The following is a 14,186-nucleotide window of genomic DNA, read 5'->3' as shown; positions in this document are numbered from 1 at the left end:
AACAAGTTGTTTAATTGGTGTCAACAACTTTGTTAATTATTTTTTTGTCTTGCGCTTTTCAAAAAAGCGACTTTAATAATTTAGCATTTATCAAATGAAGTGTCAATAACTATTATTAAAAGTTTAAGACGTTTGTTTACGCTTTTTGTCGTGTCTTTTGACGACGAAAATAAATATACCATATGCCTTATAGGTTCATCAATACCTTTTTATAATTTTTTATTTAACATAAACAAGTTTTTATGTGGGGTATACTTTAGGCACTCTTTTTTACTTGCGAACCGTTTATATATATTAAATAGAAGCGCGTAACGTTCCTTAATAGCTTGTTGTACTTGTGGGTCAAGATCGTGATGACTGAAATCGTATAGTAATTCATCCATTTCTCTTTTTAACAAATACTCGAGCTCCTTCTGCTCTTGATCATTAACCATTAAACCAATCATTTCATTCACTTCCATTTCTCAACTTTTATATTTTTAATTTTTACCAATTAACTTTGCTTTATGTATAATCACCATTCTAAAACTATGCAATTAATCATATATATATTTCAGAAATCTAAACTTCTAATAAAGGTTGGGTAAACAATGTTCTTTGCTCTAAATTGGACAAGTTGGAAGAAGTGGATGTTAGCTGTCATTTTAATTTTACTTACAATTACATCTGTACATTTCTCTACAACATATGTATTAAATGTTGGATCTCCTGATGCAACTCCATCTGGTGCTATTACTAAAAGCTTGAAAGGTGAACCTGAAATTGCATTAACGTTTAATGTTAAATGGGGCGACGATGTCATCATTGATATTCTTGATGTTTTACAACAACAGGATGTACAAGCTACATTTTTCATTAATGGTGAATGGGCTTTAAGAAATGAGGATTTAGCTGAGCTTATTATTGAAGAAAATCACGAAGTTGGGTTATTAGGGTTTTATGATGATCCCTATAAAGAAAAATCCGCTACATATATCGAAGAAGATATAGAGAATGGTACTACAGTGCTCACAAACTTAGGGTATGAACCTCTAACATATGTTAGACCACCCGAAAATGAATATGATCAATTTGTAATCGACACGATTCATCAGTTAGGTTATGAATCAGTTTTTTGGAGTATTTATGCAAATGTTAAACATAATAGTGAAGCTGAAGAGGTAAGCCAGCATTTAAGCGACCAAGTTGATGAAGGGGACATTATGCTGTTCTTTGCTCAAGACAACTTAACAGTTACACCAGATGTAATTGAGAACTTAATTGAAAATAAAAAAGAAGAGGGGTATCAGTTTTTAACAGTTACAGAACTTCTGTCACCTGCAAACGTTGATATTACCCCTCTTGATTAATTACTTTTTCTTTTTGCCATTTTGATTTGGTTTTGTATTAGTTTGTTGACTTTTCTTAGCTTCAGTGTCTTCTGGGTTGTTGAACCCTACGATGCGGTGAAGCTTTAATAATTGGTATGTGTTACATGCTAATAAAGGAACAACCATTAGCATAATCCACTCCGGATCACCAGTCTGTAAAGCTGGAATCCATTCAATGGTCGTTACAACGATCATAAAGAATAGAGCCGGTAGAAACGCACGCGGGTGTGTTTCTTTCGCTTTTAATTTCGCAACTGCATAACCATAAATTGCAATCATCGCAGCGACTACTATATAAGGAAATAGACCTTCTGGACCTGCGTCTTGGTGATACCTCAGATAAACTAACTCAAAAAGAACAAAACCGATCATAATAACTTGGGCATGTGTCCAAAAGCGCCCGAAAAAGCCTTTACCGAATTGGTGCAATGTTAGGTATGCGAAAAAGCCCATTTGAGCAATTACACTAAATACTAAGCCATAGCCTGAATACCATAAGAGTGCTCCAAAGATTTCCCATGGATCAAATGGATTTAGATATGGTTCATAAGCATGTGTAGAAACAAAAAAGCTTGTAATAACTGTAGATATTGCACCGATCGCTAATAGCATTATAAAGAATTTTAACCATACACGGATCGTCACTATGCTTCCCCCTATTTACTCATAATCTTGTCCACTCGTATTTTATCATGGTTTGGAGAATTTTGCTTTCTGTAAATATGTATATTTTTTCACATCCATCTAATATTAAAAGTACTAAGAGACACAATCATGGGGAGCATCTAAGATGGCAAAACACACATTATTGCTAGTATTAACCATATGTATATTTTTAACCGCATGTAATGGGGAAGACCAACAATCATCTCCCGATTATGAAGCAACTAAACGTATGGTTGTAGATATACTAAAAACAGATGATGGAAAAGAAGCTTTAAAAGAAGCTCTATCTGATGAAGAACTCGAACAAAAGCTAGTACTGCAATCAGACACGGTAAATCAAGCAATCGAACAAACAATTTCTAGTGAAGAAGGAAAAGAGTTTTGGATCAGCCTTTTTGACGACCCATCATTCGTCCAAGCCTATATCCAAGCCACAAGAGAACACGATAAAGAGATCATTAAAGGACTAATGAGTGATTCTAACTATCAAGATCAAATGATTAGTTTATTTCATGAAGATGAAGTTCGAGAGATGATTACTCAAATTTTAAGAAGCCAAGAATACAAAGAACACTTAGAACAATCAATTCAAGAGACTTTACAAAGCCCTCTTTTTAGAGCACAAATGGTTGAAGAGCTATTAAAAGCTGCACAAGAGATGGAAGGTTCTAACGGGGGAGCTACAGATGAACAAGATTCTAACCAAGAAAGTACTAATGATTCAGGAGGCGAGGAAACTGAAGGGGAAAGTATGGAAGGTGAAGGCGGAGACCTTCTAGAGTAAAAAAGGTTTAGGCTGAGTAAGCCTAAACCTTTATCTTTTTATTTAGCTCTTTTAATCACTTGATTCGCAATAGATAAGAAAACTTTTCCTGTTGGATGATCTTCTTGATATACGCCAGGTGCAAACGTATCTTCTTCGTCGTAAGGTTGCTGTAATGGTAGACGACCTAATACATCTGTATTTAATACTTCAGCTAACTTATCGCCGCCACCTTCACCAAAGACATATTCTTTTTGGCCTGTAATGTTACTTTCAAAGTATGCCATGTTTTCAACAATACCTAAGATTTCATGATCTGCTTTTAAGGCCATTTGACCAGCACGTGCAGCTACGAATGCTGCTGTTGGGTGTGGAGTTGATACAATAAGCTGTTTAGATGATGGTAGTAACTCTTGGACATCTAAAGCGATATCACCTGTTCCTGGTGGCAAGTCTAATAGTAAGTAGTCTAAGTCTCCCCACTCTACTTCTTTAAAGAAGCTTGTCAACATTTTACCAAGCATAGGGCCACGCCAAATGATTGGTGAGTTATCTTCTACAAAGAACCCCATAGAAATCATTTGCACACCGAAACGCTCAACAGGGATAATCTTTTCACCTCTTACTTGAGGACGATTTTCGACTCCCATCATATCCGGTACACTGAATCCGTAGATGTCAGCATCTACAATACCGACTTTCTTTCCTAAGCGTTCTAAAGCAATTGCTAAGTTCACAGTAACCGTCGACTTACCAACGCCACCTTTACCACTTGCAACAGAGATAAATGTTGTGCCTTTTTGACCAATTAAGTTAGCTTCTTGCTCTTCGTTTGCTTCTGACATGTAAGCTTCACGCTTTTCTTCAGGGAGCTCAGTGAAACGAAGTCCTACAGTAGTAGCTCCTTCTTTTTTCAACATACCTACAATTTCTTGTTGTAACTGTAGTTGCTCTCCAGAATTAGGATCAGCTAATGCAACTTTTACACTAACGTGACCTTTATCCTCTTTAATCTTAACGCTCTCAATTGCATCGGTTTCCTCGAACGTTTTATGTATATGTGGATCTTGAACTGGCTTTAATAGTTCTCTAACGCGCTCTTCTGTAATCAAGTAGGACACCTTCCTTTTGTCGTGTTCAATTTAATGCCACAGCTAGTATAACATAAATTTTAAATTCACTCAGTGATTTGGCTTGATTGATTTTCATCGTTTTGTAGACCTACCACGTATTCAACAATACCTTCGTACATTGCTGACGCTAAACGCCTTTGGTACTCCTCTGTCACTAATAAAGCTCTCTCTTCAGGGTGCGATAAGAAACCAGCCTCTACTAAAGCTGATGTTGTATTAGCATGTTTTAAAATATATATTTGATTAATTCCTAGCGCCTGACGATTTGTATTTACTGATTCTTGCAGTCTTGCTTGAATCGATTGTGCTAATGCTTTATTTTCGTCATCTTCAGGATAGTAAAATGTTTGTGCACCACTCCAGCTCTCATTTAACACCGAGTTCAAGTGTATGCTTATAAATATATCCGCTTCATGATCTTGGATAAATGAAACACGCTCGCGAATATCATGGGCTTTCCTTTTTGAGTATCCTTGCATACCTTCAGGCGCTAAATCTACATCTTCTTCTCTTGTTAGGTAAACTAACGCACCTGCTTCTTGCAAATAATCTCGCAAGTAAAAAGATGTCTGAAGTGTGATCGTTTTCTCTTGAAGATCACCGTAATCTGCTCCGCCATCCACCCCACCATGACCAGGATCAATAACAATAACCTGTCCAGCCAATGGTGATGTCACACTTGCAGGCTGTAACAACGTTGGAACAGGTACTTTCAATAAATATATAAGTAATATAAGACCTAAAACCCACAAAATAATAAAAAATAATCGTTTCATTAAACAAACCTCCTCACCAAAATATATGGACGAGGAGGTTTGTTCATGCCATTTATTTGATTAATATAACACTGCAAAACACAGTTCTTAACTCAACTTTTTAAAAAATACGCTTCTGTAATGAATACCAATCAGCGATTCGTTTTGCCTGTTCATAATCTAACTCTCGCACACCAGCATGTCGGCCCGCAAAGTTATTCAAAATCGACGACTGGACTGTAGCTATTTGTTGCTTTCGATGTAGCAACGTCTGTCTAAGTTGAATTGATTGAACACGATTGTGCTTCATCATAATGGTATCTTTACTAAAATCACGACTCCTAAAAATGAGATGTTCCCGATCAATATAATAACCAGCTGTCTTCATTCGCAACCAACCTAATGACATAGCTATCAAAATAAATACAAACGGAACGTACCAAAAATCTATAGCAAAAATTAACGTAACGACTAACACAACAACCGGTAAAAAACTTGCTCTAACCATATAATAAGGCGCAGCTCTATTTGGAACTCCTATAAATTCATTAGATAATGATTGGTACTCTGGTAAGATCTTTTCTAAGAAAGGCTTAACTTCACTTCTTTTTAATAACGGAAAAATAAACGTTCGAGCATTTTGCCCGCCTTCTCCTCCAGCAATTTCAACATATAAAGTGGCAAACCCTAAAGGTTGTCTAACTATACTTTCTTTTATACCAAGCGCCTGGATCCGTTTTAAAGGAATCGTCACTTGTTTCTTCTCTAATAGACCTCTTGTTATATACAGTTCATCTTCATAACGCGTAACTTCAAAGTTACCGTATTTAATAACCGTACCTAATATACCTAAAACCCATAAAAAAATTAAAACAATTAAAGCGAGCACAATGAGAACGCTAATTGTTTGGGTTAGAAACCAACTCATCGCATCGTCGTACACATGGGTTGGAATAAACCGTTCGACTTCACTAAACAGAACAATAAACAACCCTAATATGACTCCGATACTTCCTGATGTCGAACCTGCAATAACTAACCGCTTCGTGCTTATTGTTTCTTTTGTGTATTGTTCTTCTTCATCTTGCTCTATTTCATCTACATACTCAGACTCTACCGCTTCACCGTTGTGGTACTTCAGCTCTTTACGCAAAGCCTGTCCTTCTTCTAGCGTCACTGCACTTAATGAAGCATCTGTACTTAGATCACTACCAGCTGTTTCAATTTGAACTTTCGTTAAGTTAAATAATCGATGAATAACACTTTGAGTTAAATCAATGGATTGAATGCGGTTTTTAGATATATAACGCTTCTTTCGCACAATTAACCCTTGCTCGATCCTTAACTCATCACCAACAACAGCATAACGAAACCTTAACCATTCAATGACACTTGTAATGATAAAAAAGGCAATTAGACCAACGATACCTAAAACAATGTAATTAAAAAAGTCATTACCCATCGTTACGATTACCGTTGCACCAATGGCAAATATTAAACTTCTTACAATACTTATAACCCTAAAAATCATCGCCGCTGGGTGAAGTCGCTTCGGATTAGACATCATCTTCATCCACCCTAGCTAATTCTGAGATTTGATCACGTAAGTCTGCTGCTTCTTTTTCTGGCAAAGCCGGAATTTCATGAACGGTTGCCGCTGTTGAAATCGTTAAATTAGATAAACGGTATCGCTTTAAAATAGGACCTTGCTTCGTATCGACATGTTGTACTCGAATCATCGGCACTAACGTACGTGACACAACAAGAATACCATGTTGAATATATATTTCTTGCTCAAACAATTCATAACGCCAACGACGCCAACGAATTTTCGGCACAAATACGACCACGAGATACGTAACGACGATTAATAAGGCCACTGCACTAGTAGAATACCAATAGGTAACTTCTATAAAATGCACTAGAAAAAAACTCGCAATGGCTAATGCCCAAGGAACAAGCATGACCAAAGCAGCTGAAAGACGCCATGCTTTAATGGCATCTTTCGCGATTCTATTCTTGGGCGCTTCCCTCATATATGACTCCCCCTAATATTTCTAAGACTTAAGCGACCATTCATGGATCACACGAGTGTCACCGATCATATCATGGATGCCTTGTTTTTGAGAATCAAAGGCAATAACTAAGTAAAGTATGTTTGTAAACCATAGTACGCGGTAGAAAAAACGTCCGACTACTTCACGAAAGATTAAGTCACTCCACTGTAATGGTTCAAAGTCTTTTCTTATAACACGTATACCAAACACTTTTTTACCAATCGTTTGCCCAAGGTATTTCGTTAATAAAACAAAGTAAGCATACAGCACTGCAGTACTAATAATCGTTGCCACAGTCCAAAACCCAACTTCTAAAACTTCGCCACCAGTTATTAAACGGTATGGTGCCAAAATGATCCCATTTATACTAAACACAATCACTAAATCAAAAAGGTACGCCCAAAAACGCATCCAAAAACCAGCAAATCGAACTTGCTTTAAAGGGGATTCAGACTCTTGTTCTTGATTAGTTTCAACATTATACGTCTCACTCATTTAGGCACCTCCTATTCTGTATATAAATACATCGCTCTTGGAGCACTTGATTTACGAATCATCTCTTCTAATTGCGAAAATCGGAACTCGTCTGACACTAAGCGTTGAGCTGTCCCACCTAGAAAGGCGTTAAAACCTAACTGATATTCATACTCGACCACTTGAGCATTTTGCAAGTTGTGATCTTCTTTTAACTGAGAGATCGCATCATCTAAAGAACCTAAACTATCAACTAGACCATTTTCTTCAGCTTGTGAGCCAGTGTAGATTCGCCCGTCACCTAAATCACGAACTGTCGACTCATCCATATCACGACCATTTGCAATGACTTGGACAAATTCATCATACATTTCATCAATCATTGACTGAAGAATTGACTCTTCATCATCTGTCATCGGTCTGAATGAAGACATAATATCTTTATATTCACCACTTGTAATCGTATTAAATTCAACCCCGAGATCATCTGCAAGTTCAGCGAAATTAATAGCCTCCATAATGACACCGATTGAACCTGTTAATGTAGCAGGGTGAGCGACGATATGGTCAGCTGGTGCTGATACGTAATAACCACCTGAAGCCGCCATGTTACCCATTGATACATAGACCGGCTTGTCCTCTTCTTGTAAATCTAGAATTTTACTATGCACTTCTTCACTTTCAACGACACCACCACCTGGTGTATTAACACGTAACACAACGGCTTCGACATCATCATCTTCTTTAGCAAAATCAAGCATATCTAACAACATTTTGTGATTGTATGTACTTGTATTTAACAAACCACCAACATCACTACTTTGAATAACTCCTTCTAAATGGATGACCGCGACCTTATCAAATGGGTCTCCATCTTCCCTAACCTCTTCTGAGAAATCACGGTCTGATTCGAACATCTCATTCCAATTAGTCGTAGCAACCGTTGTTGAGACTTGCGCAATAATTGAAACGATGAACAAACCGACCGCAATCCCTAATGCAATCCATCGTTTTTTATCCATTTTCTAACCCCTCACTTCCTTAATCTTAACCATATGAATGGCTGCCTCATTAAGAGACAGCCATATTACTAGCTTACCTTTAACTCCGCCTTTTATCACGATAGACAACTCGTGTTTTACAAATCATGTCATGTAGTGCTTTTTTGTCTTTATTCCACCCAGCAATCATGAAACCAATTAAAAGCGGTATAGCCGATAAAATATAAGCAAAAAAGCGTCCAATTGACTTCCAAATACTAATTTTACTCATGTCAGGATTAACAACTTGAATACGGCAAATCAATTTACCAGGTGAACCTTTTAACTGACTCGCTGTAAAACCAATAATAAAGATAATATTATAAATGAGATTCGCTGCTGTTTCTGATGTAGTCATTAACTGTTCAGCCATAGTGGCTTGCATCTCTTCGAAATAAGCTTCATCACCAATTAATACAGCTATTACCCATGTTAATGCTAACATTATAATACCATCGATTATCCACGCTAAGAAACGCATCCAAAACCCAGCAGGTTTCAACTGTGTGAAGTTAAGTGCCAACTTTGCTCCTCCCTCCTCATCAATTAACATACCTTGTTCGTATGTACCATTATAGCATTTTTCATTATTTTTCCAAAACACTAAAATGGTCGAACTTACGCGAATACCTAATACAGTAAGTTGTTTAAGACTTATCATTTATTAAACCAATAAAAAAGTTGGCACTTTCAAAAGTGCCAACCTCTAATTTTAAGCTGAAACAGGTTCATAATTTTGCTTATCGTCTGGACGACGTGTTTGTAAATACCAAACTAAAGCAATCATTAAAATACCTGCAAGATCAATATAAATATTAGGTGTAATTAACATTAGACCAGCCGCTATTAAAACGAATCGTTCCCATACGTAACATTTTCGTTGGAAATAGCCCATAACTGAACTACTAACCCCCATCATACCGAGCAATGCCGTAACTACAGCCAATATTAGCATAATGATGGAGTGGTCTCCAGCTTGAACTAATATCGGATTATAGACGAATATATACGGTATGATAAAGGCGGCTATGGCCAGTTTAACGGCGGTCAACCCACTCTTAAACGGATTCGATTTGGCTATACCTGAACCAGCATAGGCTGCTAAGCAAACCGGTGGCGTAATGTCAGCAACAATACCGAAGTAGAATACGAACAAGTGTGCCGCTAACACTTCTACACCGAAGCCATTAATTAATGCTGGTGCAGCAATAGTTGCCGTAACAACATAGTTTGCTGTTGTCGGTAATCCCATACCTAAAATAATACACGCAATCATTGTAAAGATTAACGCTAACAGCTGAATGTCATTAGAAAGTGCAATAATTCCTGCCGCCACTTTACCACCTAAACCAGTCATACCAACAACACCAGCAATAATTCCTGCTGTTGCTACGGCTGCAATTACTGGTAAAGCAACACGTGCACCTTGTTCAAGTACAAAGAAAATCTTTCTAACAGACATTCTCGTCTCTTTACTTATTAAACTGACACCAAACGCAACTAAAATACCCATTAATGCTGCACGCTGTGGTGTGAAGCCCATAAATAGTGTTGAGACAATTGCAATCAATGGCAATAGCATGTAACCTTTTGTCTTTAGTAATTGCCAAGTATTCGGAAGCATCTCTTTAGGCGCTCCAAAGATCCCTTGCTTCTTCGCCTCATAGTGAGCTCCCATGAAAATACCAGCGAAATAAAGCATAGCTGGAATTAAGGCCGCTAACATAATCGTTGCATAATCAGTATTCGTATACTCGATCATAATAAAGGCAGCTGCACCCATAATTGGCGGCATTAACTGACCACCTGTTGATGCTGAAGCTTCTGCCGCTGCTGCAAACTCTGGTCTAAAACGGGCTCTTTTCATCATCGGAATTGTAAATGAACCAGATGATACTGTGTTAGCAATCGAGCTACCAGACACCATACCTTGCATCGCACTAGCTGATACAGCTGCTTTTGCAGTACCACCAGTAAAGCGACCTGTTAAAGCGAATGCTAAATCATTGAAGAACTTACCGATTCCTGAATGTACGAGAATGACACCGAACAATAGGAATAAGAAAATAAAGCGAGAGGATACTTGAACTGGTATACCAAAGATCGCATTTTCTCGATACCATAAGTCAGTCATAACACGTTCAAACGAGAATCCACTATGTGACATCATTTGAGTCGGAATAAAATTTCCATATAAGGCATACAAAATTACAGCACCCGCAACAATTACAATCGGTATACCAACCGCACGTCTCGTTGCCTCTAATAGTAATACAACACCTAAAATAGCAACTAAGACATCTAAAGTTTCGTATCCATGTATACGAGCATTCAATATCTCATCAAAGAAAATGATCTTATAATACCCGACAAAAATAGCTGTAAAAGCTAAAATAACATCATACCAAGGTATACCACGATCATGCAGTCCTTTTTTAGCAGGATAAAGTAAGTAAATGAGTCCTAAAGCTGTACCGACGTGAACGGCACCTTGTATTTGAGATTGCAATGTACCATAGTACCCGGTATATAGATGGAATAGCGTTAAGTAGATTGCTAGAAAGGTAACAACCCAAGCCCACTTTCCTATATTTGATCTCGTGTTACTTTCGCGGTCATACTTCCTCAATAACTCTTTCTCACTCACCTTCTCACCGTTGTCATGCGTGTCTGGTGATGTGTTATTCAGTTGTTCATTATTCTGGTTGTTTTCGTTATTCTCTTTTCTAGACACACCTTTCACCACCTTGTAATAGGTTAAACCTAACAGCCTAATAAATTGGCACAAAAGGGACCGGCACACTGTGTCGGTCCCTTTTGCGATTTAATAACTAAATATTAATCGTTAATTATTTTAAGTCTTCTAAGCTTTCGATTTCTGTTGCTTCACGCGTAATGATCTGCATTACTTCTGGGTAAATGTGACCGATAAATGCAAAGTTCTCAACTGCTGCACCGTCAAAGTCTTCTTCACCATTAAATGCGTTTAATGCAGGTACGTGAACTGTCATACCTAAGTCCTGTTCGTCTCTACCGATTGAAGCTAAGTTCTCAACAGAAGCTCCAGTTTCAGTAGAAGTTACGTTTACACCATCAATATGGTTGTTCCAAACAGTAGCCATCTCACCACCTAGAGGGTAGTAAGTACCACCAGAACTACCAGTACCAAGAATTAGCTCATCTGGACGATCCGCTTCAGAAGCAGCTACATCAGCTACGTCTCCAGATACGTCTAAGCCTTGCTCTTCATAGTACTCAGCAGCACCAGGATGGATTGGTAGACCTTCTGCTCCACTTAGTGCATTTTCTAGAGTCATATGATCTGATTGTGCGTGAGTATTTTCATCTGCATGTTCAACTGATACACGAGCTAACTCATACCCTAACTCATGATCGATTGTATTCGTATTACCTACTAAGATCGCGTATGCTGTTACCGTTTGCACATCTTCTTCTAAGAAGTCATAAGAATCAGCAGGAATTGTGTATGGTAAGTAACCTAACTCATCTTGTGCGTATTGAATCTCATCTTCAGTTAAACTAATTAATTTCGCATCACCAGTGTTTGCCTGTAAGTCATTAACACTACCAGCTGGTAAACCTAGTAAACCAAATGATACGTCAATGTTACCATCTTGCAAACCGTCACGCGCATTACCGAAGCCTTCTTCATAAGCATCGTAATCGCCTTCTTCAATTCCAGCTCCTTCAAGAATTACAGTAGCTGCAGCTTGTGTACCACTACCTGCAGGACCAATAGCAACTCTAGAGTCGCCACCGCCACCACATGCTGCTAAAATCATTGTTGCTAAAAAGCCAATTGACATTAAAAATACAATGGATTTTTTCATGTGAAGCTTCCCCCTAATTTTTTAATTTTTTTAGAAAACTAGAACCCTAATTAAAGTTTATTATATTAGGAAATCTAGTATTCCTTCAATAAAAAAATAAATCTAGTATGTAGTTTACCCTAATTTTTACAAAAAATCTATTATAAAGAACAAATTAGGCTACAAAACATACTATACCACGTTTATTGACGGATTGCATCTATTAAGCTATAGTAAATAGTATCAAGGGGAGTAGCGACCGTATAGCGCGGTTGATGAGTCGTCAATCCCGGTGACCTTGTCACCCGGTTCATCAAATGATACGCAAGACCTTGGCCTTATATACATGAGGCCAAGGTCTTTTTTTGTTTAATGAACTAAAGTGTCTATGGAGGAGTCTGTCATGTTTGTATACATTAGTTTCACATTAGCTGCTATTTTTGTAGTGTTTGCAGCGATCAAACTTAATAAGTATGGTGATCAAATTAGTCGACAAACAGCGATGAGTGGAGCAATGGTTGGTGGTCTTTTAATCGCAGGCGCAACTTCCTTGCCTGAGCTTACAACAAGCGTTACCGCTGTCTATATCGACAATGTCGATATCGCAGTCGGTAATATGCTAGGAAGCAATGTCTTTAACTTACTTATACTAGCTGCGGTCGATTTATATTACCGGAAACATAAAGCTTTTAACACCGTTGAACCTAGCAATTATTTTCCATCGATTATGTTCGGAGTTATATTAACAACGACTGTGATCATTGCAATGGTGCTTAATTTAGGCTTTTCAATTTACAATATCGGTTTTGAAATGTACATTTTAGTTGCTTTATACATTGTTAGCGTTAAGCTATTTGAAAGCGAGGAACCAGAGGAACAAGTCGAGCAAGAAGCTGGCGTTACCCCTATTCATAAAGTTATTCGCTATTTTATCTTTTCAGCCATTGCCGTGTTATTGGCGGGTAGTGTGCTTTCTATCTCCGGTGACTTGTTAGCTGCACAAACTGGTATTAATTCAAGTTTCGTTGGAAGTGTATTAATTGCTGCATCTACTTCACTTCCAGAGCTCGTTGCTGTTATTGCTGCTTACAAAATTGGAAACTACGCGATTGCAATTGGGTCGATTTTAGGAAGTAATTTATTTAACTTATTACTCCTTGCATTTACAGATGCCTTCTATCAGCAAGGACCCATTTTACAAGGTGTAAGTTACTCAATGATTGTCATTGCTACATTAAGTTTAGTCATGATGTTAGTGACACTTTATATGTTAATGCGCAGTCCAACTCAAGCTACAATTAAGTATATAATCCCTTCAACGGCTATAATCGCACTTTACTTAGTCGTTTCCTATATAATGTTTTAAAGCACAGGTAAGCGCACCTGTGCTTTTCTTATAAGCTAACAATTTGACGAAATGCTTCATCCGGGTTCTTGTTGGTTTCAGTTAACTCCTCGTAAGACCCTGCAAAAGCAACGTTTCCGTTATGAAGTAAAAAGATATGACAATTAACATGCTCAAGTTCCTGCAAAGTGTGCGTCGACATGACGACATATCGGTTTAGATTAAGTGCAACTGACTCTAACTTATGTAATACGTTCAACCGAGATTCTGGGTCAACTCCTGAAGTTGGCTCATCGAATATGTAAAGCTTTCGATTCAATTCAGACATCGCCATAACCATTAACCATCTTCGTTCCCCTAAAGACATTTGTCCAAGTGGCAACTCCCATAGGCGTTCAGCTAACAACCGCTCTCTTTCAGTCATCTCTTCTGAAAACTTGGTGTTTTGAGGATCAAATGGTTGAGATGCCGTCCTTAAAAAGAGCCGAACTAAGTCTTTTCCTTTTAACTGGTTAAGGAAAGGGACACCTTGCACTTGGTATGCTATTTGGTCATGTGAAACAGCTTCTTTAATCATACCTGATGTTGGTTTAAAAGACCCTGACATAATATTAAACAGCGTCGTTTTCCCCGCTCCATTTAATCCAAGCACGACATTCAGTTGGTCACGTTTTAGCTTCAAATCGAGTTGGTTTAATACTTGTCGATTACTTTTCTTATATTGATAAGATACATCTATTAACTCCATCGTAC

General features: G+C 37.8%; 15 protein-coding genes. 3 read left to right on the top strand and 12 right to left on the bottom strand.

Annotated features, from left to right (window positions below; translation table 11 throughout):
• Positions 1-209: 209 nt before the first annotated feature.
• Positions 210-461, bottom strand: coding sequence for a hypothetical protein (locus AHA02nite_RS13650; protein ID WP_246118871.1), 252 nt, complete (start codon positions 459-461; stop codon positions 210-212).
• 129 nt (positions 462-590) lie between these two features.
• On the opposite strand from AHA02nite_RS13650, the gene AHA02nite_RS13645 reads away from it, so the two are divergent.
• On the top strand, positions 591-1,349 hold the full coding sequence (locus AHA02nite_RS13645) for a polysaccharide deacetylase family protein (protein WP_146818237.1): 759 nt from the start codon (positions 591-593) through the stop codon (positions 1,347-1,349).
• On the opposite strand, the gene AHA02nite_RS13640 is transcribed toward AHA02nite_RS13645, so the two are convergent.
• A complete protein-coding gene (locus AHA02nite_RS13640; protein ID WP_146818235.1) occupies positions 1,350-2,015 on the bottom strand; it encodes a KinB-signaling pathway activation protein in 666 nt (221 codons plus the stop codon).
• A 145-nt stretch (positions 2,016-2,160) separates the two neighbouring features.
• Between AHA02nite_RS13640 and gerD the strand changes: the two genes are divergently transcribed.
• Entirely contained in the window at positions 2,161-2,820 is a 660-nt protein-coding gene (gerD, locus tag AHA02nite_RS13635; protein WP_146818233.1) for a spore germination lipoprotein GerD, read from the top strand.
• Between the two features lie 38 nt (positions 2,821-2,858).
• Here the strand turns inward: gerD and AHA02nite_RS13630 are convergent, their stop codons facing one another.
• The 9 genes from AHA02nite_RS13630 to AHA02nite_RS13590 all read right to left on the bottom strand — a co-directional run bounded on the left by AHA02nite_RS13630 (position 2,859) and on the right by AHA02nite_RS13590 (position 12,109).
• Entirely contained in the window at positions 2,859-3,911 is a 1,053-nt protein-coding gene (locus AHA02nite_RS13630; protein ID WP_146818243.1) for an Mrp/NBP35 family ATP-binding protein, read from the bottom strand.
• Between the two features lie 65 nt (positions 3,912-3,976).
• The gene (gene cwlD, locus AHA02nite_RS13625; protein ID WP_146818232.1) at positions 3,977-4,708 is read right to left on the bottom strand and encodes an N-acetylmuramoyl-L-alanine amidase CwlD; all 732 of its coding nucleotides are present in this window, start codon (positions 4,706-4,708) and stop codon (positions 3,977-3,979) included.
• Between the two features lie 100 nt (positions 4,709-4,808).
• Positions 4,809-6,251: a PH domain-containing protein gene (locus tag AHA02nite_RS13620; protein ID WP_246118870.1), complete on the bottom strand. Its 1,443-nt coding sequence runs from the start codon at positions 6,249-6,251 to the stop codon at positions 4,809-4,811.
• Positions 6,244-6,723, bottom strand: a complete 480-nt coding sequence (locus AHA02nite_RS13615; protein WP_146818228.1) for a PH domain-containing protein — start codon at positions 6,721-6,723, stop codon at positions 6,244-6,246. Before AHA02nite_RS13615 ends, AHA02nite_RS13620 begins: the two co-directional genes overlap by 8 nt.
• A 21-nt stretch (positions 6,724-6,744) precedes the next feature.
• Entirely contained in the window at positions 6,745-7,239 is a 495-nt protein-coding gene (locus AHA02nite_RS13610; protein ID WP_146818226.1) for an RDD family protein, read from the bottom strand.
• An 11-nt stretch (positions 7,240-7,250) separates the two neighbouring features.
• Positions 7,251-8,240: a signal peptide peptidase SppA gene (gene sppA / locus AHA02nite_RS13605; protein WP_146818225.1), complete on the bottom strand. Its 990-nt coding sequence runs from the start codon at positions 8,238-8,240 to the stop codon at positions 7,251-7,253.
• 79 nt (positions 8,241-8,319) lie between these two features.
• Positions 8,320-8,919 (bottom strand): RDD family protein, encoded by a 600-nt coding sequence (locus AHA02nite_RS13600; RefSeq protein WP_246118869.1) that lies wholly within the window; start codon positions 8,917-8,919, stop codon positions 8,320-8,322.
• Positions 8,920-8,970: 51 nt separating this feature from the next.
• A complete protein-coding gene (locus AHA02nite_RS13595) occupies positions 8,971-10,992 on the bottom strand; it encodes a TRAP transporter permease (RefSeq protein WP_146818223.1) in 2,022 nt (673 codons plus the stop codon).
• A 115-nt stretch (positions 10,993-11,107) separates the two neighbouring features.
• Positions 11,108-12,109 carry a TAXI family TRAP transporter solute-binding subunit gene (locus AHA02nite_RS13590; protein WP_146818221.1) on the bottom strand — a complete coding sequence of 334 codons (1,002 nt, stop codon included), beginning with the start codon at positions 12,107-12,109 and terminating at the stop codon, positions 11,108-11,110.
• Positions 12,110-12,491: 382 nt separating this feature from the next.
• Between AHA02nite_RS13590 and AHA02nite_RS13585 the strand changes: the two genes are divergently transcribed.
• On the top strand, positions 12,492-13,454 hold the full coding sequence (locus AHA02nite_RS13585) for a sodium:calcium antiporter (protein WP_146818219.1): 963 nt from the start codon (positions 12,492-12,494) through the stop codon (positions 13,452-13,454).
• A 28-nt stretch (positions 13,455-13,482) separates the two neighbouring features.
• Here AHA02nite_RS13585 and AHA02nite_RS13580 read toward each other — a convergent pair whose 3' ends face one another.
• Positions 13,483-14,181: an ATP-binding cassette domain-containing protein gene (locus tag AHA02nite_RS13580; RefSeq protein WP_146818217.1), complete on the bottom strand. Its 699-nt coding sequence runs from the start codon at positions 14,179-14,181 to the stop codon at positions 13,483-13,485.
• Positions 14,182-14,186 lie beyond the last annotated feature (5 nt).

This window comes from Alkalibacillus haloalkaliphilus, from assembly GCF_007991275.1.
Lineage (GTDB): Bacteria > Bacillota > Bacilli > Bacillales > Alkalibacillaceae > Alkalibacillus > Alkalibacillus haloalkaliphilus.
The sequence above is the reverse complement of the archived record's forward strand: the minus strand, read 5'-3'. Positions and strand labels throughout refer to the sequence as shown.